Raw genomic sequence first — 21,003 nt, forward strand, 5'->3', positions numbered from 1 at the left:
AGCCGGCAATTGTCCTACTTCGGCCGGTGCAGGACAACCATCGCACCGTGCATCGCGCCGATAGCCATGACCGATGACCGGCGATGAGAACGACTTTTCCGGCACCAGAAGCCTGTACCTGGATTGGATGCAACCCACCCAGGCTTCGGCAGTCCAACCTGACATCGCCAGGACACACGGGCTGCCCCATGGGCTTGGCCAACGGCTTGTGTCATGATGGCCAAAACCGCAGGTCAGTCGCATTTCCTCTTATGAATAGACCCATCGCGTTGCTCACCGCCCTGGCCTTGCTGGGTGGTTGTCAGACTTTTGCGCCGTCCGCGCCGGACGGCAGCGTTCCCGTCGAGGAACCGGGCACCGAGGCAGCCGCCAAGGCACCGGAATCTTACGGCTCGTTCAGCCAGGAAACCCTGCTGGCGCTGCTGACCGCCGAGTTGGCCGGCCAGCGCAACCGCTTCGACATTGCCCTGAGCAACTACGTACAGCAGGCCAATGCGACCCAGGATGCCGGCGTCGCCGAGCGCGGCTTCCGCATTGCCGAATACCTGGGCGCCGAGCAGGAAGCCCTGGACACCTCACTGGTGTGGGCCAAGAACGCACCCGATGACGTCGATGCCCAACGCGCCGCCGCCGTCCAACTGGCCCGCGCCGGTCGCTACGACGAAGCCATGGCCTACATGGAGCGCGTGCGCCAGCGCCAGGGCAACACCCATTTCGACTTCCTCGCGCTGTCCGCCGCGGAAACCGACCCCGACACTCGTGCCGGCCTTTTGCAAAGCTTCGATCGCCTGCTCGGCAAGTACCCGAACGACGGCCAGCTGCTGTTCGGCAAGGCACTGCTGCTGCAGCAGGACGGCCGCGCCGAGGAAGCCCTGAAGCTGCTCGAGACCAGCGAAGCCAAGCAGGACCAGTCCGCCCCGTTGCTGCTGCGCGCCCGCCTGTTGCAAAGCCTGGGCCGCGGTGAAGAAGCACTGCCGCTGCTTAAAAAAGGCATGGAGCGCAAACCGAGCGACAAACGCCTGCGCTTGACTTACGCCCGCCAACTGGTCGAGCTGGGTCGCATGGATGAAGCCCGCGGCGAGTTCTCCTCGCTACTGCAGCAATTCCCCGAAGATGATGACCTGCGCTTTTCCCTGGCGCTGGTGTGCCTGGAAGCCGAAGCCTGGCGCGAAGCCATCGTCTACCTGGAAGAACTGATCCAGCGCGACGCCCATGTGGATCCTGCCCAATACAACCTCGGCCGCGCCCACGAAGCACTGGGCGAAGTGGACGAAGCGCTGCTCGCCTACTCGATGGTTGGCGGCGGTACCGATTACCTGCCTGCCCAGGCACGCATGGCCGATCTGCTGGTCGCCAATGGCCGTGGCGCCGAGGCCTCCCGGCACCTGGCCGAAGCCCGTGACAGCGAGCCGGATTATGCCCTGCAGCTTTACCTGATCGAAGCCGAGTCGCTGTCCAAGCAGAACAAGCCCGACCAGGCCTGGGATCTCATCCAGCAGGCGCTCAAGCAGTATCCGGGCGACATCAACCTGCTTTACACCCGCGCCATGCTGGCCGAGCCACGCGGTGACCTGAAGCAGCTGGAACGCGACCTGCGCCTGATCCTCGAGCGCGAGCCGGACAACGCCATGGCCCTCAACGCCTTGGGCTACACCCTGGTCGACCGTACCGATCGCCACCACGAAGGCCTGGAGCTGATCCAGAAAGCCCATGACATCAATCCGGAAGACCCGGCCATCCTCGACAGCCTGGGCTGGGCCAACTATCGCCTTGGCAACCTGGCCGACGCGGAGAAATGGCTGCGCCAGGCGTTCGAACGCTTCCCGGACCACGAAGTCGCCGCCCACCTGGGTGAAGCGCTGTGGGCCCAGGGCAAGCAGCGCGAAGCCCGCAAGATCTGGCGCGACGCCCTGACGGAACAACCTGAAAGTGAAATTCTGCGCAGCACCGTGCAGCGCCTGACCGGATCGGAGAAACCCTGATGTCGCTTCGCCCCCTTCTCGTACTCGCCCTGGTCACCTTGCTGGCCGGCTGTTCCGGCCTCTCCACCCGCGAGGCGGTGGAACAGGGCCTTGGCGACCCGGCTCGCTGGCAGGCACATAAGCAGCAGATCAGCACGCTCGATGGCTGGCAGATCAACGGCAAGGTCGGCATCCGCGCACCACGCGACTCGGGCAGCGGCACATTGTTCTGGCTGCAGCGCCAGGATTACGCCGATATCCGCCTGTCCGGCCCACTCGGCCGCGGCGCGGCGCGCCTGACCGGCCGACCCGGCGCGGTCGAGCTGGAGGTCGCCAACCAGGGCCGCTACCAGGCCGAGTCCCCGGAAGAGCTGCTGCAGCAGCAACTGGGCCTCAACCTTCCCGTCTCGCATTTGCTGTGGTGGATTCGTGGTCTGCCCGCACCGGACAGCAAGAGCCGCATCACCCTGGATGCCGACAGCCGCCTGGCGCAGCTGAGTCAGGATGGCTGGGAAGTCAGTTACACCCGCTACGCCGAGCAGGATGGCTACTGGCTGCCCGAGCGCCTGCGCCTGGAAGGCCACGACATCCAGGTGACCCTGGTGATCAAGGACTGGCAGCCGCGCCACCTCGGTCAGTAATCGCGCCCGCCTCGCGCGACTTTCGCACTCGCAATTCCCGCACCGTAGCCTGCGGTTGAGCGTAGCGGTACCCAAGACCAAGTTCCCGGGTGTCGCGGCGCTCGACCCGGGCTACGGGCTGCGCTAGCCTGCGCGACTCACTTATCCCCTCTTGCCAGCCATTCCCAATGATTACCCACGCCATCCCCGCCGACGCCGAGCTGACCCTGCCGGCACCGGCCAAGCTCAACCTGATGCTGCACATTCTCGGTCGTCGCGAGGACGGCTATCACGAGCTGCAGACCCTGTTTCAGTTCCTCGATCACGGTGACGAACTGGGCTTCAGGCGTCGCGAGGACGGCGTGATCCGCCTGCATACCGAAATCGACGGTGTGCCCCACGACAGCAACCTGATCGTGCGTGCTGCCAGACAAATGCAGCAGCAGAGCGGTACTCGCCTGGGTGCGGACATCTGGCTGAACAAGCGCCTGCCCAAGGGCGGCGGCATCGGTGGTGGCAGCTCGGATGCGGCGACCACCCTGCTCGGTCTCGATCACCTGTGGCAACTGGGCTGGAGCGAGGATCGCCTGGCGGCCCTGGGCCTCGGCCTGGGCGCCGACGTACCGGTTTTCGTGCGCGGCCGCGCGGCCTTCGCCGAAGGCGTCGGCGAAAAACTCACACCGGTCGAGCTGCCGGAGCCGTGGTTTCTCGTCGCCGTACCGCAAGTGCTTGTCAGTACAGCAGAAGTTTTCTCCGACCCTGAGTTGACACGCGATACGCCGCCCATTAAAGTTCGCAGCCTTCTTGAGGGGGGTGGTCGTAACGACTGCCAGCCGGTCGTCGAGAAGCGTTACTCTGCTGTTCGTAACGCGCTGATCTTGCTGAACAAATTTGTTCCGACAAGATTGACCGGCACTGGAGCTTGTGTGTTTGGGAGCTTCCCAAACCGGGACGATGCTGATAAAGTCGCCCGCCAACTTCCAGCCACACTGCCAAGTTTTGTTGCGCAGGGTGCCAACGTTTCGATGTTGCACCGCAAGCTGCAAGAACTGGCCAGGAAGTGAATGCGTAGCATCGGTTATACGTTACAGGGGCGTCGCCAAGCGGTAAGGCACCAGGTTTTGATCCTGGCATGCGTTGGTTCGAATCCAGCCGCCCCTGCCATAACCACCCAAGGGTGGCTCGTACTACCGAATTGAGCAGCATTGCGTCACACACGATACAGGGGCGTCGCCAAGCGGTAAGGCACCAGGTTTTGATCCTGGCATGCGTTGGTTCGAATCCAGCCGCCCCTGCCATTTTTATACTCATCCAGGTTACCCTCAGCCGGCAGGTACTGCGCGTGTCCAAGATGATGGTCTTTACGGGGAACGCTAACCCCGATCTGGCGCGACGTATCGTTCGTCAGCTGCACATTCCCCTCGGTGATGCCTCGGTCGGTAAATTCTCCGACGGCGAAATCATGATCGAAATCAACGAGAACGTCCGCGGTAAGGACGTTTTCCTGATTCAGCCGACGTGCGCGCCAACCAATGACAACCTGATGGAGCTGGTGGTGATGGCAGACGCCTTCCGCCGCTCCTCAGCGACTCGAATCACTGCAGTCATCCCCTACTTCGGCTATGCCCGCCAGGATCGCCGCCCGCGCTCCGCTCGCGTGGCAATCAGCGCCAAGGTCGTGGCCGACATGCTCACCGTGGTAGGCATCGACCGGGTTCTCACCGTCGACCTGCACGCGGATCAGATCCAAGGCTTCTTCGATATCCCGGTCGACAACATCTACGGCTCGCCCGTACTGGTCGACGACATCGAAGATCAACGCTTCGACAATCTCATGATCGTTTCCCCGGACATCGGCGGCGTGGTGCGTGCTCGCGCCGTGGCCAAGAGCCTGGGCGTCGATCTGGCGATCATCGACAAGCGTCGTGAAAAGGCCAACCACTCCGAAGTGATGCACATCATCGGTGACGTGGAAGGTCGTACCTGCATCCTGGTCGACGACATGGTCGACACCGCCGGCACCCTGTGCCACGCGGCCAAGGCTCTGAAGGAACACGGCGCTGCCAAGGTGTACGCCTATGCCACGCACCCGGTGCTGTCGGGCCGTGCCATCGAGAACATCGAGAACTCGGTACTGGACGAACTGGTGGTGACCAACACCATCCCGCTGTCCGCCGCCGCGCAATCCTGTTCGCGCATCCGTCAACTGGACATCGCACCGGTTGTCGCTGAAGCGGTACGCCGCATCAGCAATGAAGAATCGATCAGTGCGATGTTCCGTTAACCCGGAACGCCCCTGACGAAACATGCCTGGCCACCTGGCCAGGCCTTTCACCGAACCGCCCCGCCGCTGGTCGCAAGCGTAACGGGCGGTTTGGTTATTCTGGAGAAGTGAAATGACTGCTGAATTTACCCTGAATGCCGAAGCGCGTTCCGACCTGGGGAAAGGTGCGAGCCGCCGCCTGCGTCGTAACGCCAGCCTGGTTCCTGCCGTGATCTACGGTGGCGACAAGGCCCCCCTGTCCATCAGCCTGGTTGCCAAGGATTTCGCCAAGTTGCTGGAAAACGAAGCAGCCTTCAGCCACGTGCTGAACCTGACCGTTGACGGCAAGAAAGAAAACGTTCTGATCAAAGCCCTGCAGCGCCACCCGGCCAAAGGCTTCGTTCTGCACGCTGACTTCATCCGCGTGGTGGCCGGCCAGAAACTGACCGCACACGTGCCGCTGCACTTCATCAACGAAGCTACCTCCGTTGGCGTGAAGCAGAAAGGCGGTGAAGTTCTGCACTCGCTGAACGAAGTTGAAGTCTCCTGCCTGCCGAAAGACCTGCCGGAGTTCATCGAAGTCGACTTCGCCAACGTCGATCTGGACCAGACCGTTCACCTGTCCGACATCAAGCTGCCGAAAGGCGTTGAGCTGGTTGCTCTGGCCCACGGTAGCGATCTGCCGGTTGCCAGCGTTCACCTGCCGCGCGTTCGTGCAGAAGACGCAGCCGAAGGCGAAGGCGAAAGCACCGCCGAGTAATTCCGGCTCGCTACGCCTGCTTCAAGAAAGGGCTCCTGTATGACTGCCGTACAACTGATCGTTGGCCTGGGTAACCCGGGCCCCGAATACGACCAGACCCGGCACAATGCAGGGGCCCTTTTCGTTGAGCGCCTGGCGGAGCGCCTGCGCTTCAATCTCAGCGTTGATCGCAAGTATTTTGGCCTGGTGGGCAAGTTCAATCACCAGGGCCGCGAAGTTCGTCTGCTTATCCCCACCACCTTCATGAACCGCAGCGGCCAGTCCGTGGCGGCGTTGGCGAATTTCTTCAAGCTAAAACCCGAAGAAATCTTGGTGGCCCACGACGAACTCGACATGCCTCCCGGCGTCGCCAAACTCAAACAGGGTGGCGGGCACGGCGGGCATAACGGGCTGCGCGACATCATTGCCCAGCTCGGCAACCAGAACAATTTCCACCGCCTGCGGCTTGGCATCGGCCACCCTGGGCACGCCAGCATGGTCTCCAACTTCGTACTCGGCCGCGCGCCGCGTGGCGAGCAGGAACTGCTGGATACCAGCATCGGCTTCGCCCTCGACGTCCTCCCGGAAATACTCGCCGGTGACTGGACGGTAGCGATGCGCAAGCTGCACAGCCAGAAAGCCACTCTCTAATTTCATCTACCGCCATTGGCGCGAGGGATACACCATGGGATTCAATTGCGGCATCGTCGGCCTGCCCAACGTCGGCAAGTCCACCCTGTTCAATGCCCTCACCAAGTCCGGCATCGCCGCTGAGAATTTCCCGTTCTGCACCATCGAGCCGAACAGCGGCATCGTGCCCATGCCCGACCCACGCCTCGACGCCCTGGCCGAGATCGTCAAGCCCGAGCGCGTGATTCCCACCACCATGGAATTCGTCGATATCGCCGGCCTGGTCGCCGGCGCCTCGAAAGGTGAAGGCCTGGGCAACAAGTTCCTCGCCAACATCCGCGAGACCGACGCCATCGCCCATGTGGTGCGTTGCTTCGAAGACGAGAACGTCATCCACGTCGCCAACAGTGTCGACCCCAAGCGCGACATCGAGATCATCGACCTCGAGCTGATCATGGCCGACCTCGACAGCTGCGAGAAGCAACTGCAGCGCGTCGCCCGTACCGCCAAGGGCGGCGACAAGGAAGCCGTGGCACAGAAGGCGCTGCTGGAAAAGCTCATCCCGCACTTCACCGAAGGCAAGCCGGCGCGCAGCCTGCTCAAGAACCTGGGTGACGACGAGAAGCGCCTGGCCAAGACCTTCCACTTGCTGACCACCAAACCGGTGATGTACATCGCCAACGTCGCTGAAGACGGCTTCGAGAACAACCCGCACCTGGACGTGGTGAGAGCCATCGCCGAGGAAGAAGGCGCCATCGTCGTGCCAGTGTGCAACAAGATCGAAGCCGAGATCGCCGAACTGGACGATCTGGAAGAGATGCAGATGTTCCTGGAAACCATGGGCATGACCGAACCCGGCTTGAACCGCGTGATCCGCGCCGGTTACTCGCTGCTCAACCTGCAAACCTACTTCACCGCCGGCGTGAAGGAAGTGCGCGCCTGGACCGTCAAGGTCGGCGCCACCGCCCCACAATCCGCGGCCGCCATTCATACCGATTTCGAAAAAGGCTTCATCCGCGCCGAAGTCATCGCCTATGACGACTTCATCCAGTACAAAGGCGAAGCCGGTGCCAAGGAAGCGGGCAAATGGCGCCTGGAAGGCAAGGAGTACATCGTCAAGGACGGCGACGTGATGCACTTCCGCTTCAACGTCTAAGCCCTTGCCATAACGAACGAAGCCGCGCGAACAACGCGGCTTTGTTGTTTCTGCAGTTGTACATGGCGCCCTGCGATACGGCTTTTTGCCAGCATCGCCCTATGCATGACGCCGCGCAGCAGTATACTGGCCCTGCCCTCCCCAGCAGGCGCTGTACCGTGAAACCCGACATTCCGAGTTCTGCTTCGGTCAGCCTCCCATCAGCGCGATTCGCTGCGCTGTTGCGCCTTGCCGGCCGCCTGAGCGGCTTCGGCCTCTGCGGCATCGCCACCGGCGATGACCCCTTGCAGCTCGACCCGCCGCAGCCCGCTGCCCTCCAGCAGGCCTTGCAGCCACTGCTCATTCGTACGCGACTCGGCCAGTCACCACTCGTCATGCCAGACGCACGCCTGGGCGCACGTCACCCACATGACGCGCTCGGTTGCTTTATCGGATACCCACTGCGTGTCGAAGCCGGCGAATGCCTCGGCATATTTTTCGTGGCCGATGCGGCCGCCCAGGCGATCGACGCCATCTTGCAGGGCACACTGCAGGACATCGCCGACAGCGGACAGCGCTGCCCAGTTGCTCGCCCAGACGCCGACCGACGACGCCTCGCGGGAAGAAAACCGCATGGCCTTGGCCATTCAGGGCAGCGGCACCGGCATCTGGGATCGAGACCTGCTCAGGGGACAAATCCACTACTCCACCGCCTGGAAAGCCATGCTCGCCTATGCCGAACACGAGGTCAGCACGCGTATCGAAGACAGCTACGCACGCGTTCACCCCGACGAGCTGGAGCACGTGCAGCAAGCAATGCAGGCCCACTTCAACGGGCAAACCGAGCAGTACCATGTGGAGCATCGCCTGCGCTGCCGCGATGGCAGCTACAAATGGGTGTGCAGCCGCGGCAAGGTGGTCGCCCGCGACGCGCAGGGCAATGCCCTGCGCATGCTCGGCACCACCACCGACATCAGCAACCTGCGCTCACTGGCCAAGCGCCTGCAGCATAGCGTTGAGCTGGTCACCAGGCTGACCGACCAGGTACCCGGTGTGGTCTTCCAGTACCTCAGCTACCGCGACGGCAGCGGTAGCTTCACCTACGTCAGTGCCGGTGTACGCGACATCTTCGAAGTCACCCCGGAGCAACTGCTGCACGATCCGGAAATCATCCACCATTGCGTGCACCCCGACGACCTCGCCGTGTACAACGCCGCGCGCAAGGAAGCCGAGCGAGTCTTCTCCAACTGGCACGTCGAATACCGCGTGCAGTTGCCTCGGCAAGGCCTGCGCTGGCGCCTGGGGGAAGCGCGCCCACAGCGCGAAGTGGACGGCAGCATCGCCTGGCACGGCGTGGTGACCGACATCACCGAGCGCAAACGCTTCGAGCGCGAACTGCACGAATTCGCCTCCATGGATGCCCTCACCCAACTGGCCAACCGGCGCGTGTTCATGGCCTACCTGGGCACCGAACTGGCGCGCATCCAGCGTCGCGACATGAGCGTGTCGAGCCTGCTGATGTGCGACTTGGACCACTTCAAACTGGTCAACGACCGCTGGGGCCATGGCATCGGCGACCGCGCCCTGCGCCATTTCAGCGATATCCTGCGCAGCCAACTGCGCGCCAGCGACCTGGCCGGCCGCGTCGGCGGCGAAGAGTTCGCCGTGCTGCTCAGCGGTGCCGGCAGCTTCCCAGCCCGCGACTTCTCCTGTCGCGTGCAACACGCCCTGGCCAGCGAGCCGCTGCGCGTCGACGGTGAGGAAATCCACCTGACCCTGAGCATCGGCCTCACCCAACTGACACCACAGGACTCCACCCCAGACACCGCCTTCGGCCGCGCCGACAAAGCGCTCTACCGCGCCAAGCAGAACGGCCGCAATCGCGTAGAGATCAATTGAGGGACCGGCAATGGCAGAAAAACCAGGCCAGACGCCTAAGCGGTTGAAAGTTCGTAAATTTATTCTGCCTCAGGGCTTGACACCCCCCAGACAGATAAGGAAAATGCGCGCCACTCGGCTACGTAGCTCAGCTGGTTAGAGCATAGCATTCATAATGCTGGGGTCCGGGGTTCAAGTCCCTGCGTAGCCACCAAACAAAACAAGGGTTTACCGAAAGGTAAGCCCTTTTTTGTTTGCGCCGGTGACTACAAAGTGACTATGGCGTGTCCACTACGATCAATCGACCCAAGGGTTTATGACGCTCACCCCCAGGTGATCGAAGTGCCGAACATTACGCGTAGCAACAGGCGCATCGTATAAAGCCGCAATGGCAGCGATCTGCGCATCGGCCATATCTGACACTTTTCTCTTCGCCTCACTGGCTGCAGCCAAACTGGCATAGCGAATCGCCGCATCGGTATCGAACGGCAGAATGCGCCCCGCAAAATCCTCATCAAACATCAGCTTCGCCATATCGGCGAAAGCAGTCTTGCGCTTCCCATCCGGCAGTCGAGCGATTCCGTAGAGGATTTCAACCACGGTGATGGAGCTTATATAAAGCTGCCCTGCAGGCTGCTGGTCGATCCATGACAGAACTTCTACCGCTGGCTTGGCTTTCATCAGCTCCGAAAGCACGTTGGTATCAATCAGGATCATTCGTCGAAGCTCGCAGCCCTGGCTTTAGTGTTTCGCTCAGGCGCTTCAAGGTCAGCACCACCCACTGCAGAAAAACGGGCATGGATTCGACTACCTAAACCACCTTTCTTATCTTGCTTGGTCAGCGCTTGGCGAATGATCAGTCTCGCCTCTTCTTCCATGGAACGCCCGTGGCTGGCGGCAACGACGCGCAGCATGGCCTTGAGGTCATCATCCAGATTTCGAATAGTGATAGTTGCCATAAGGCCCTCCAAATGAAATCAATGCAGTCATTGCTATCATACGTATATGCATGTAGACATGCCCACATGTTTACAAGCCAATGGCATAGCTGCCCTGTTGCAGCGGCGACAGACGAAGGGCCGAGGCCAAGTGATCACACGATAGGTAGCGCTGTTCATGGTCATCCGAGCCGCTGGCGAACTGTTGGATGATGGAATGCACAGACGGTCATCTGCCTGATAGCGTGCAGCATACCTTGCAGTCACAGTACTGGATGCGCCAGGCGCGTAACGCAAAAAAGGCTTATCACCCGATAAGCCTTTTCGTCGCAAATGCGTTGTATCTAGATCACCAAAAACCCCGCCACGATCAGTGCCGCCACGGTCACCACACCTAAGATGAGCAGTACCCGGCTGGTCCTGGTGTTTTCACGGTTGTCGATCAGCGGCTGGGCTGGCAGTTGCAGGTAGGGAGGCGTGGTGCTGAGTTTGAGGGGGCGTTGGATGCGCAGGACGTTGCCACCCTTGGGGTCTGGCTTGGCGCTGAAGTTGTCCCATGAGGCGTTGTGCCCCCGCTGTCGACGGCCTTCGCGCCACCACTCTCGGTCTTCCGGTCCCATGCTTCGCCCTCCTGGCTGTTGTGGTCTGATCCATCAGAGCTGCATCGGCAGCTGCAAGTTCAGTGTACGCCTGTAAACCGCCTCACGTGGGGCGATATACGCACCGTCAATCGGCTGGTATTCGGCGGTGACGCTGTTACGCCAGCGGACGGTGTGCACAACCCGCTTTCTCCTGCGCGCCCGACTGCAACAGTGACTGCCCTCACTTCCCTTATCTTCGCCGTCAGACCTTATGGTTCGGGGCTGTTGCACCTGGCTACAGGCGGGCGTGCTGGGCATGCCGGTAAAAGCCAAGCCTTTGTGCTGGCGATAGACAACGGCCTGCGGGTTGGCGTACGCGCGGGTGGTACGCGTGTGATTCAGGGGCGCACCTATGCTGGATGACCAGGGTCGCCACATCGCTCGGTTGAATGGCTGGCATCGAGGAGGGGTCCCTGGCGGTGAAGTCGACCTATAGGGCCGTGGCCGGCGGCGTGATGATCAGCAAGCCTCTGGCCATGGCCAACTATGCTGCTGCGTCGAGCGGCTTTACTGGACGTCTGTGCCCAATGGTCACACACGCTCGAAACCGGCGGCTGGAAACGGTCGGCTAGTTGAGCAGTAGCTCGACCGACAGGAACAGGCCAGCGATGCCGCACAGCAGCCCGCCCAGCCAGAAGAACGAGGCGCCGCGCTGCACTGGAGTGTCGATCACCGCGCGCTTAGGGAAGGCCGGATCGTAGCGCACCGCCACCAGATCGCCTTTACGGTAGTGGCGCCAACTGCTCATGCTGCTCTCGTGCATGTGCCGGTTGCCGTGCTCGTCGCGCCACTCGAAACGCGGGTAGCGGCTCGGTGTGCTGAGCCCCCGGTCACTGGCAATGATCCGCCCTTTTGCGCACAACCAGTCGCGGCTGACATGACGCCGGGACAGACCGATGCCCATGAGAACGGCGCCGACGCAGCCGAACACCAGGGCAAGAAAAACAGCAACAGGCATGTATCACTCGAATCAGGTACGTGAATAAGTAGTGCCCCCTGTAGCCCGAAGGTTCACGGAAAAAAACTGCCGTTCGGCGGCATGCGCAGCGGGGTGTGCAGAAGTGTCACCGGCAACGCGGTATAAGAAGACGACAGGCTGGTGGGGTGGCCTAAAATTTAGGTTGAGTTTTCCGCAGCCTGCCCGTGTCCATTCCTATGGACACGGATTAAGGAGAGTCACATGAAAACCAAGCCCACCCTCAGTATCTTGTTCGGCGCCCTGTTGGTCAGCGGCATGGCCCATGCGGCCGACCCGGCCGAGCAGGAACCGGCCCGTGAGGTTTATCAGGATCAGGTGCTCAAGCAGCAGCCGGACCAGGAAGATCCACAAGCCAAGGACCCGATGCACATCGGCGATCTCAAGGAAGGCACCCCGGCACCGCACAAGTACTGGCGTGACGACTACGCGATCAAGGATCTGAAAAAGCACAACCTGCCGGAGCCCGAAGACAAGGAGCACGAGCATTGGGTGAAGATCGGTACCGACTACGTGTTGCTCAACAACAACACCGGCACCATTCAGCGCATCATCAAAGGCAAGTAACCGCGCTGTCACGCTGCACCGACACGGAAATTAAAGCTCAACGACGCCGCGTAAGTGGCTATCATTCACGCAGGTTCCGCCATGCCTCGTGTCGGTTCTTTCTCTTCTAGGGATGGATGATGAAAGTTTCAGCAAACAAACCCAAAAGCCCGCGCAGTGAGCTCGCGCGCACTGCCCTCGCGGTGGCCGTTGGTGCCGCGCTGGCTTATGGGGCGGCTCATCTGTTCACCCGCCTCTACCCGACGCAGCAACAGGCAGCACCGACCACCACCAATGTCACCCCGGCTCCGGCTGCCGCCCCCAAGGTTGCGCCGATAGGGCCAGTGGCGCCCGGTGAAGATCCCTGGTGGCGTGGCGATACCGAGTTCTGGCAGGAACAGGCACGCTTGAATAGCGCCGCGGTAGCACCGCAATACCGCGAGCTGCAATTCGCCTGGTCCGAGCATATGGCCGCGCTTGCCAAACAACGCGCCCAGCAGGACGGCAGCAAGCGCGACCCGGCCACCCTGCAGGCCAATGACGCACAAACCACCGAGCTGCATATCCAGTCACGCAGCAGGCAGTAATCCTCGGCCGCCCGGCTGCGCTCGCCCCCTCTTGCGTTCATCGCAGCGCGCTCGCCGCAGGGAACGCTTGCACGGCCGAGGGCTCAAATTCTGCCTCAGCCTCGCGCTTTCGCACGCCGATGCGAGCATAATGCCGCCCCCAAGCAGCCCGCCCGGATCGTCGTCGGGCTGCCCTATCGTTGGAGCCCTCGATGGAATTCATTCACCTGGTTATCGATTTCATTCTGCATATCGACCAGCACCTGGCGGCCCTGACCGCTCAATACGGCACCTGGATCTACGCGATCCTGTTCCTGATCGTGTTCTGCGAAACCGGCCTGGTGGTTACGCCGTTCCTGCCCGGTGACTCGCTGCTGTTCGTGGCCGGTGCCATCGCCGTGCACGGCACCATGAACGTGCACCTGCTGGTGCTACTGTTGATCACCGCGGCGATTCTCGGCGACGCATTGAACTACACCATCGGCCGCTTCATGGGCCAGCGGCTGTTCCGCAACCCGGACTCGAAGATCTTCCGCCGTCGCCACCTGGAAATCACCCAGCAGTTCTATGCCCGCCACGGCGGCAAGACGATCATCCTGGCGCGCTTCGTGCCGATCGTGCGCACCTTCGCGCCCTTCGTCGCCGGCATGGGCCGCATGAACTATGCCCACTTCGCCGCTTATAACGTGGTCGGCGCGATCCTGTGGGTCACCCTGTTCACCTACGGCGGCTACTTCTTCGGTAACCTGCCGGCGGTGCAGAGCAACCTGCACTACCTGATCATCGGCATCATCATCGTGTCGATCCTACCGGGTGTGATTCAGCTGATTCGCCACAAGATGAGCAGCTCGGCGCGTGTACAGACACCGCAATAAGAGCCTGACGCCCAATAAAAAACCCCGCGATAGCGGGGTTTTTTATTGGGCGATCGCAACCGATCAGGACTGCGGTGCGGCCGCGGTGGCCGGTGCGGTCTGGGTACGCTCGTTCCAGCCACCACCGAGTGCCTTGTACAGGTTGATCTCGCTGGTGAGCTGCGACAGGCGTACACCGATCAGTTGCTGCTCGGCGCTGAACAGCTGGCGCTGGGCATCGAGCAGGGTCAGGTAGCTGTCCACGCCGGTACGGAAACGGCGGTCAGCCAGGTCGTAGTAGTTCTCGGAGGTTTCCACCAGGCGGCGCTGCGCCTGCAGTTGCTCTTCGAAGGTACCGCGCGCGGCGAGACCATCGGAGACTTCCTGGAAGGCGGTCTGCACCGCTTTCTCGTAGTTCGCCACCTGAATGTTCTTCTGGATCTCGGCGTAGTCGAGGTTCGCGCGCAGGCGACCGGCCGTGAAGATCGGCAGGTTGATCTGCGGCTGGAACAGCCAGGTGCCCGAACCGCCGTCGAACAGGCCCGACAGCTGGCGGCTGGCGGTACCGGCGTTGGCAGTCAGGCTGATGCTCGGGAAGAACGCAGCACGCGCAGCGCCGATGCTGGCGTTGGCGGCGAGCAGTTCACGCTCGGCCTGCAGCACGTCGGGGCGGCGCTGCAGCAGGTCGGACGGCAGGCCAGCCGGCAGATCGGCCAGCAGTTGCTTGTCGAGCCCCTCGCCTTGCGGCAAGTCGGCCGGCACCGGGCCGCCGAGCAGCACGCCCAGGGCGTTGCGATCCTGCGCGACCTGACGGGTGTACTGCGCCAGGTTGGCCTGGGCGGTCTGTACCGAGGTACGCGCCTGGCTCAGGGACAAAGCATCGGTTACACCGACGTCGAAACTGCGCTGGGTCAATTCCAGGCTGCGCTGGAAGGTGCCGAGCGTTTCGCGGGTCAGCTTGAGCAACGCCTCGTCGGCCTGCAGCGTCAGGTAGGCGTTGGCCACGCTGGCGATCAGGCTGATCTGGGTGCTGCGCTGCGCCTCTTCGGTGGCGAAGTATTGCTGCAGAGTCTGTTCGTTGAGGCTGCGCAGGCGACCAAAGAAGTCCACTTCCCAGGCATTCACGCCCACGGTCGCGCTGTACTGGCCACCGACCGTGGAGCGGCCGGTCTGCGACAGATCAGCGGGGGTACGTTGGCGGGCACCGCTACCATCGGCCGATACGTTGGGGAACAGCTCCGAACGCTGGATGCGGTACTGGGCCTGGTAAGCCTCGACGTTCAACGCCGCCACACGCAGGTCGCGGTTGTTGTTCAGCGCGGTTTCCACCAGGCGCTGCAGGGCCGGATCACGCAGGAACTCGCGCCAGCCGAGATCGGCCGCCGCGACCGAGCCCTGCACGGCGCTGCCCTGGTAAGCCTGGCCCTGGGGCCAGGCACTGTCGACCGGCGCATCGGGGCGCTGGTAGTCGGGGATCATGGTGCAGCCGCTGAGCACGATGCTCGCGACGGCTAGAGACAACAGGGACTGCCTCACTGGACGGCCTCCTCATCGTTGAGTTTTTTGGCGCTCTTGTCCTTGAACATCGAGCTGACCACCACGTAGAACAACGGGATCCAGAAGATCGCCAGCACCGCCGCGGTAAGCATACCGCCGATCACACCGGTACCGATGGCATGTTTGCTACCGGCACCCGCGCCGCTGGAAATGGCCAGCGGAACCACGCCAAGGATGAATGCCAGGGAGGTCATGATGATCGGGCGCAGTCGCATGCGGCACGCCTCGACCGCCGCCTCGAGATGGCTCATGCCCTGCTCGTGCAGCGACTTGGCGAACTCGACGATGAGGATCGCGTTCCGCGCCGACAAACCGATGGTGGTGATCAAGCCCACCTGGAAGAACACGTCGTTGGACAACCCGCGCCCCAGGGTGAACAGCAGCGCACCGAGAATACCCAGCGGCACTACCAGGATCACCGAGAACGGAATCGACCAGCTCTCGTACAGTGCCGCCAGGCAGAGGAACACCACCAGCAGCGAAAGCGCATAGAGGGCCAGGGTCTGCGAACCCGCCAGACGCTCCTCGTAGGATTGCCCGGTCCAGTCGAAGCCGACGCCCTGCGGCAACTCGGCGGCGATGCGCTCGACCTCGGCCATCGCCTCACCCGAACTATGACCCGGCGCTGGCGCACCTAGAATCTCGATGGCGCTCACCCCGTTGTAGCGCGACAGCTTGGGCGAACCGTAGGTCCACTCGCCAGTGGCGAAGGCGCTGAACGGCACCATCTGGCCCTGGTCGTTGCGTACGTGCCACTTGCTCAGGTCTTCGGGGTTCATGCGCGAGTCGCTTTGACCCTGCAGATACACCTTCTTGACCCGACCGCGGTCGATGAAGTCGTTGACGTAACTGCCGCCCCAACCAATCTGCAGGGTGGTGTTGACGTCCGACAGGGACACACCCAGGGTGCGCACCTTCTCGTCGTCGATCAGCAGCTTGTACTGCGGCTCGTCGAGCAGACCGTTGGCGCGCACGCTGCTGAGCACCGGGCTCTGGTTGGCCAGTTGCAGGAACTTGTCACGGGCTTCGTTCAGGGTGGCCTGGCCAACGCCGGCGCGGTCCTGCAGGAACAGGTTGAAGCCGGTGGCGTTACCCAGCTCCATGACCGCAGGCGGGGCGAAGGCGAACACCATGGCATCGCGGAACTCGCCACCGAAGAAGCGGCCCTGGGCGCGCTCCGCCAGTTCGGCGACGCTGGTGCCGGCAGCGGTACGCTCGGACCACGGCTTGAGCATGATGAACGCCATACCCGAGCTCTGGCCACGGCCGGCGAAGTTGAAGCCGGTCACGGTGAACACCGAATTGACCACATCCTTCTCGTCTTCGAGCAGGTACTTGCGCATGTCGTCGACGACCGCCTGGGTACGCTCGGCACTGGAGCCGGACGGCGTCTGCACCTGAGCGAACAGAACGCCCTGGTCTTCCTCGGGCAGGAACGCCGACGGGATCAGGGTGAACAGCCAGCCCGCCACCGCCACGATGACCGCGTAGATGATCAGGAATGGCGCCTTGCGCTTGACCACGCCGCGTACACCACGCTCATAGCCGTTGACGCTACGCTCGAAGGTGCGGTTGAACCAGCCGAAGAAGCCGCCCTTCTCGTGGTGATCGCCCTTGGCGATCGGTTTGAGCATGGTGGCGCACAGCGCCGGCGTGAAGATCAGTGCGAGGATTACCGAGAGCACCATGGCCGAAACGATGGTGATCGAGAACTGCCGGTAGATGACGCCCACCGAACCGCCGAAGAAGGCCATAGGCAGCAGCACCGCCGACAGCACCACGCCGATACCGACCAGTGCGCCCTGGATCTGCCCCATGGATTTTCGCGTCGCCTCGAGCGGCGACAGCCCCTCTTCGCGCATCACCCGCTCGACGTTCTCGACCACCACGATGGCGTCGTCCACCAGCAGGCCGATGGCCAGGATCATGGCGAACATGGTCAGGGTGTTGATGCTGTAGCCGAATACCGCCAGCACGCCAAAGGTACCGAGCAATACCACCGGCACGGCCAGGGTCGGGATCAATGTGGCGCGGAAGTTCTGCAGGAACAGATACATGACCAGGAAGACCAGCACGAAGGCTTCGATCAGGGTCATGATCACGCCATGGATCGACTCCTGCACCACGGGGGTGGAGTCGTACGGCATCACCACTTCCATGCCGGCCGGAAAGAACGGCTTCAGCTCTTCGATGGTGGCGCGGATCGCATTGGCGGTATCCAGGGCATTGGCGCCGGTAGCCAGCTTGATCGCCAGACCGGAGGCCGGGTTGCCGTTGAACTGCGCACGGATGTTGTAGTTCTCGCCGCCCAGCTCGACCTTGGCGACATCGCCCAGGCGCACCTGGGAACCGTCGCGGTTGACCTTCAGCAGGATGTCGCGGAACTGCTCGGGGGTCTGCAGACGAGTTTTGCCGATGATGGTGGCGTTGAGCTGCTGGCCGGGGCCGGCTGGCAGGCCACCGAACTGGCCGGAGGAAATCTGCACGTTCTGCGCCTGCACGGCGGTGCGCACGTCGACCGGGGTCAGCTGGAAGTTGTTGAGCTTGGCCGGGTCGAGCCAGATGCGCATGGCGTACTGGGCACCGAACACCTGGAAGTCGCCGACGCCGGGGGTCCGGGAAATCGGGTCCTGCATGTTGGCGACGATGTAGTTGGACAGGTCCTGGTTGGTCATGCTGCCGTCAGTGGACACCACGCCGATCACCAGCAGGAAGTTCTTCACTGCCTTGGTGACGCGCAGGCCCTGCTGCTGGACTTCCTGAGGCAACAGCGGCGTGGCCAGCTGCAACTTGTTCTGCACCTGAACCTGGGCGATGTCCGGGTTGGTGCCCTGGTTGAAGGTGACAACAATTTCCATGCTGCCGTCGGAGTTGCTCGCCGAGCTGATGTAGCGCAGCCCATCGATACCGTTCATTTGCTGCTCGATCACCTGCACCACCGTGTCCTGCACGGTCTGTGCGGAGGCACCCGGGTAGTTGACCTGGATGCTCACGGCAGGCGCAGCGATGCTCGGGTATTGGTTGACCGGCAGTTTGAGGATGGACAGTCCGCCGGCCAGCATGATCACCAAGGCGATCACCCAGGCGAAAATCGGCCTGTCGATGAAGAAATTCGACATCGTGTAATCGCTCCTTAGCGGCTCTCAGCCTGGTCAGCCGCCTGTTGCGGCGCGGCCACGTTCTTCGCTTCGGTGGTTTTCACCTCGCCCCCCGGCTGCACAAACTGCAGGCCTTCGGTGATCAGCTTGTCGCCGGATTTCAGGCCATCGAGCACCAGCCAGCGGTTGCCGGCGGTACGTTCGGCCTTGATCTGGCGCAGCTCGACCTTGTTCTCGGCATTGACCACCAGCGCGGTCGGGTCACCCTTGGCGTTGCGGGTCACGCCTTGTTGCGGCGCGAGGATGGCTTCCTTGTTCACACCGGCAGGCAGGCGGGCATGCACGAACATGCCGGGCAGCAGGGTATGGTCGGGGTTAGGGAATACGGCGCGCATGGTCACCGAGCCCGTGCCTTCATCGACCGACACTTCGGCGAATTCCAGGGTGCCTTCGTGCTCGTAGGTGCTGCCGTCCTCGAGGCGCAGCTGCACCTTGGCAGCGGTGTCGCTGGCCTTCTGCAACTGGCCGCTTTCCAGTTCGCGGCGCAGGCGCAGCAGGTCCTTGGTCGGCTGGGTCACGTCGACGTAGATCGGATCGAGCTGCTGGATGGTCGCCATGGCGTTGGTCTGGCCGTTGCTGACCAGCGCGCCTTCGGTGACCGCGGAACGGCCAACGCGGCCGGCAATGGGCGCCAGCACCTTGGTATAGCGCACGTTGATGCGCGCCTGCTCCAGCGAGGCCTCGGCCTGCAGGCGAGACGCCTGGGCTTCATCGTAGGCCTGACGGCTCACGGCCTGATCGGACACCAGGCTCTTGTAACGCTCGGCCAGCGATTTGGCCGAGGCCAGGGTCGCTTCCGCGCTCTTGGCTGCAGCCACGTACACCGCCGAATCGATCTGATACAGCTGTTCACCGGCTTTGACTTCAGAACCTTCCTTGAACAGGCGCTTCTGAATGATGCCGTCGACCTGCGGACGCACCTCGGCGATGCGGTAAGCAGCGGTTCTGCCCGGCAGTTCGGTGGTCAGCGTATAGGGCTCTGCCTGCAGCGTGACGACGCCGACAGTCGGCGCCTGACGCGGTGGCGGAGCAGCCTCATCGCTGCAACCAGCGAGCGTCAGCGTGGCCAGAGCGATAGCGGAAACCATAGCGGCGAAGGCTGGCTTCTTCTGCATCTGAAAGGACCTCATGTCTAAGTGATTCGAGCCGCGGGGGCGATACCTGGCAGATAGCCGAGGTGGATATTGGGAAATAAAGCGCAAATATACTTACGTTCGAGAATGTTTGTAAATGCATCTTTTTGTGTGACACTGCGCGCCTGTGTGACCCCGGCCAGGGGTTTTGATCCGAATTTTTTACGCTTGGAAGCCGCGCTATGGCCAGACGCACCAAAGAGGAAGCCGAAGAAACCCGCGCGCAGATTCTCGATGCCGCCGAGCGGGTGTTCTACGCCAATGGCGTGTCGGCCACCTCGCTGGCAGACATCGCCGCCGCAGCCGGCGTCACGCGTGGCGCCATCTATTGGCACTTCCAGAACAAGGTCGACGTGTTCCAAGCCATGCTCGACCGCCGCCTGCTGCCCCAGGAAGAACTGTCCCGTGCTTGCGAAAGCGAGGACGAACCTGACCCACTGGGCAACATGCGCCAACTGCTGGTGCAACTGCTGTTGCGCATGCATGCCGACATCGAATGCCGACGGGTTGGAGAAATTCTGCAATACAAATGTGAATACAGCTCCGAGCTCGGCGGCCTGCGCCAGCAGATGCAGGTGTTCCAGCAAGAATGCGACCAACGCATTGCCAGAACATTACGCAATGCCGTCAACCGCGGCCAGTTGCCGGCCGACCTCGACTGCCAGCGCGCGGCCATCTGTCTGCATGCTTACATGGATGGCCTGCAGGCCCACTGGCTGCTCAATCCTGACGCCTACGACCTGCAAGCCCATGCCCACGCCATGGTCGACGCGATGATCGACATGCTGCAGCACAGTGAAGCGCTGCGTACCTGCTGATCGACCTGGAAGCTATTCATAATCTTTAAGCTCAGGTTCGACGACTTGGGCAGCTAAGTGGCGGGAGCGGCCGTTCCCCGACCCACTGTGGGAGCGCGCCATGCGCGCGAAAAATCGCGGCATGGACTAGGTGTGTAAACCCAGTACGTTGTTCAGTGGCAATGGAGCCCGACTGATTGGTGGTTTGTAGCTGAGACTGCTGTGCGGCCTGTGCCAGTTGTAATGGTGCAGCCAGGCTGGCAAATGCCTGGCTCGTTGTTCGGAGCTGTCATAGCTGCGTGCATAGGCCCACTCACGTAGGCTCGTTTGGATGAAACGTTCGGCTTTGCCGTTCGTGCGCGGTGTATAGGGTTTAGTGCGCATGTGTTTCAGCCCTAGCCGAGCACATAAGCACCGAAAAGAATGAGAGCGGTAGCAGGCACCATTGTCTGTCATGACGCGTTTGAAGCGGATGCCCAGCCCGCGGTAGTAACGCAACGCCTGCAGCAGGGCTCGACAGGCGCTGTTGCCGCGCTCATCTGGGTGCAGGCTGGTGAAGGCCAGCCGAGACGCGTCATCGATGGCTACATGAACGAACTCCCAGCCGGCGC

General features: G+C 62.2%; 21 protein-coding genes and 3 tRNA genes. 15 read left to right on the forward strand and 9 right to left on the reverse strand.

Annotation, left to right across the window (positions count from 1 at the left end):
* The first annotated feature begins 251 nt into the window (after positions 1-251).
* From BVH03_RS13545 to ychF, 9 genes are all read left to right on the forward strand, one after another.
* The gene (locus BVH03_RS13545) at positions 252-1,982 is read left to right on the forward strand and encodes a tetratricopeptide repeat protein (RefSeq protein ID WP_075961665.1); all 1,731 of its coding nucleotides are present in this window, start codon (positions 252-254) and stop codon (positions 1,980-1,982) included.
* Entirely contained in the window at positions 1,982-2,602 is a 621-nt protein-coding gene (gene lolB / locus BVH03_RS13550; RefSeq protein WP_075961666.1) for a lipoprotein insertase outer membrane protein LolB, read from the forward strand. Before BVH03_RS13545 ends, lolB begins: the two co-directional genes overlap by 1 nt.
* A gap of 167 nt (positions 2,603-2,769) precedes the next feature.
* Complete coding sequence (gene ispE / locus BVH03_RS13555) at positions 2,770-3,645, forward strand: 4-(cytidine 5'-diphospho)-2-C-methyl-D-erythritol kinase (RefSeq protein ID WP_075961667.1); 876 nt, start codon at positions 2,770-2,772, stop codon at positions 3,643-3,645.
* A 25-nt stretch (positions 3,646-3,670) separates the two neighbouring features.
* A tRNA-Gln gene (locus BVH03_RS13560) sits at positions 3,671-3,745 on the forward strand.
* A 59-nt stretch (positions 3,746-3,804) separates the two neighbouring features.
* Positions 3,805-3,879: transfer RNA gene (locus tag BVH03_RS13565), tRNA-Gln, on the forward strand.
* 44 nt (positions 3,880-3,923) lie between these two features.
* A complete protein-coding gene (locus BVH03_RS13570) occupies positions 3,924-4,865 on the forward strand; it encodes a ribose-phosphate pyrophosphokinase (protein WP_027906044.1) in 942 nt (313 codons plus the stop codon).
* Positions 4,866-4,977: 112 nt separating this feature from the next.
* Positions 4,978-5,604: a 50S ribosomal protein L25/general stress protein Ctc gene (locus BVH03_RS13575; protein ID WP_075931824.1), complete on the forward strand. Its 627-nt coding sequence runs from the start codon at positions 4,978-4,980 to the stop codon at positions 5,602-5,604.
* Positions 5,605-5,643: 39 nt separating this feature from the next.
* Complete coding sequence (pth, locus tag BVH03_RS13580; RefSeq protein WP_075961668.1) at positions 5,644-6,234, forward strand: aminoacyl-tRNA hydrolase; 591 nt, start codon at positions 5,644-5,646, stop codon at positions 6,232-6,234.
* A gap of 34 nt (positions 6,235-6,268) precedes the next feature.
* On the forward strand, positions 6,269-7,369 hold the full coding sequence (gene ychF, locus BVH03_RS13585; RefSeq protein ID WP_075961669.1) for a redox-regulated ATPase YchF: 1,101 nt from the start codon (positions 6,269-6,271) through the stop codon (positions 7,367-7,369).
* Positions 7,370-7,731: 362 nt separating this feature from the next.
* Here the strand turns inward: ychF and BVH03_RS13590 are convergent, their stop codons facing one another.
* A complete protein-coding gene (locus tag BVH03_RS13590; protein WP_075961670.1) occupies positions 7,732-7,995 on the reverse strand; it encodes a hypothetical protein in 264 nt (87 codons plus the stop codon).
* On the opposite strand from BVH03_RS13590, the gene BVH03_RS13595 reads away from it, so the two are divergent.
* Together BVH03_RS13595 and BVH03_RS13600 are read left to right on the forward strand one after the other, a co-directional pair.
* Entirely contained in the window at positions 7,982-9,247 is a 1,266-nt protein-coding gene (locus tag BVH03_RS13595) for a sensor domain-containing diguanylate cyclase (RefSeq protein WP_075961671.1), read from the forward strand. The two genes, BVH03_RS13590 and BVH03_RS13595, sit on opposite strands and share 14 nt — an antisense overlap.
* A gap of 116 nt (positions 9,248-9,363) precedes the next feature.
* Positions 9,364-9,440, forward strand: a tRNA-Met gene (locus BVH03_RS13600).
* Positions 9,441-9,523: 83 nt separating this feature from the next.
* Here the strand turns inward: BVH03_RS13600 and BVH03_RS13605 are convergent.
* From BVH03_RS13605 to BVH03_RS13625, 4 genes are all read right to left on the reverse strand, one after another.
* Positions 9,524-9,943 (reverse strand): type II toxin-antitoxin system VapC family toxin, encoded by a 420-nt coding sequence (locus BVH03_RS13605; protein WP_075961672.1) that lies wholly within the window; start codon positions 9,941-9,943, stop codon positions 9,524-9,526.
* Entirely contained in the window at positions 9,940-10,185 is a 246-nt protein-coding gene (locus tag BVH03_RS13610) for a plasmid stabilization protein (protein WP_075961673.1), read from the reverse strand. The genes BVH03_RS13605 and BVH03_RS13610 overlap by 4 nt, the downstream gene beginning before the upstream one ends.
* Positions 10,186-10,508: 323 nt before the next feature.
* Positions 10,509-10,784 carry a hypothetical protein gene (locus BVH03_RS13615; RefSeq protein WP_075961674.1) on the reverse strand — a complete coding sequence of 92 codons (276 nt, stop codon included), beginning with the start codon at positions 10,782-10,784 and terminating at the stop codon, positions 10,509-10,511.
* 589 nt (positions 10,785-11,373) lie between these two features.
* Positions 11,374-11,763, reverse strand: a complete 390-nt coding sequence (locus tag BVH03_RS13625; RefSeq protein ID WP_075961676.1) for a DUF3592 domain-containing protein — start codon at positions 11,761-11,763, stop codon at positions 11,374-11,376.
* A gap of 222 nt (positions 11,764-11,985) precedes the next feature.
* Here BVH03_RS13625 and BVH03_RS13630 point away from each other — a divergent pair, with 222 nt between their 5' ends.
* From BVH03_RS13630 to BVH03_RS13640, 3 genes are all read left to right on the forward strand, one after another.
* Complete coding sequence (locus tag BVH03_RS13630; RefSeq protein WP_075961677.1) at positions 11,986-12,348, forward strand: RcnB family protein; 363 nt, start codon at positions 11,986-11,988, stop codon at positions 12,346-12,348.
* Between the two features lie 119 nt (positions 12,349-12,467).
* Complete coding sequence (locus tag BVH03_RS13635) at positions 12,468-12,914, forward strand: hypothetical protein (protein ID WP_075961678.1); 447 nt, start codon at positions 12,468-12,470, stop codon at positions 12,912-12,914.
* 191 nt (positions 12,915-13,105) lie between these two features.
* On the forward strand, positions 13,106-13,768 hold the full coding sequence (locus BVH03_RS13640) for a DedA family protein (protein WP_075961679.1): 663 nt from the start codon (positions 13,106-13,108) through the stop codon (positions 13,766-13,768).
* A gap of 63 nt (positions 13,769-13,831) precedes the next feature.
* On the opposite strand, the gene BVH03_RS13645 is transcribed toward BVH03_RS13640, so the two are convergent.
* Genes BVH03_RS13645 through BVH03_RS13655 form a run of 3 tightly spaced genes read right to left on the reverse strand, consistent with a single transcriptional unit; the run spans position 13,832 to position 19,577 of the window.
* Entirely contained in the window at positions 13,832-15,283 is a 1,452-nt protein-coding gene (locus tag BVH03_RS13645; RefSeq protein ID WP_075961680.1) for an AdeC/AdeK/OprM family multidrug efflux complex outer membrane factor, read from the reverse strand.
* Positions 15,280-18,423 carry an efflux RND transporter permease subunit gene (locus BVH03_RS13650; protein ID WP_075961681.1) on the reverse strand — a complete coding sequence of 1,048 codons (3,144 nt, stop codon included), beginning with the start codon at positions 18,421-18,423 and terminating at the stop codon, positions 15,280-15,282. Before BVH03_RS13650 ends, BVH03_RS13645 begins: the two co-directional genes overlap by 4 nt.
* A gap of 14 nt (positions 18,424-18,437) precedes the next feature.
* Positions 18,438-19,577: an efflux RND transporter periplasmic adaptor subunit gene (locus BVH03_RS13655; protein ID WP_075961682.1), complete on the reverse strand. Its 1,140-nt coding sequence runs from the start codon at positions 19,575-19,577 to the stop codon at positions 18,438-18,440.
* A gap of 200 nt (positions 19,578-19,777) precedes the next feature.
* Here BVH03_RS13655 and BVH03_RS13660 point away from each other — a divergent pair, with 200 nt between their 5' ends.
* Complete coding sequence (locus BVH03_RS13660) at positions 19,778-20,413, forward strand: TetR family transcriptional regulator (RefSeq protein ID WP_075961683.1); 636 nt, start codon at positions 19,778-19,780, stop codon at positions 20,411-20,413.
* Positions 20,414-20,539: 126 nt separating this feature from the next.
* Here BVH03_RS13660 and BVH03_RS13665 read toward each other — a convergent pair.
* Positions 20,540-21,003 (reverse strand): integrase core domain-containing protein (locus BVH03_RS13665; RefSeq protein ID WP_143485963.1); only part of this gene is annotated, 464 nt, incomplete at its 5' end.

The organism is Pseudomonas sp. PA15(2017), from assembly GCF_001945395.1.
GTDB lineage: Bacteria > Pseudomonadota > Gammaproteobacteria > Pseudomonadales > Pseudomonadaceae > Aquipseudomonas.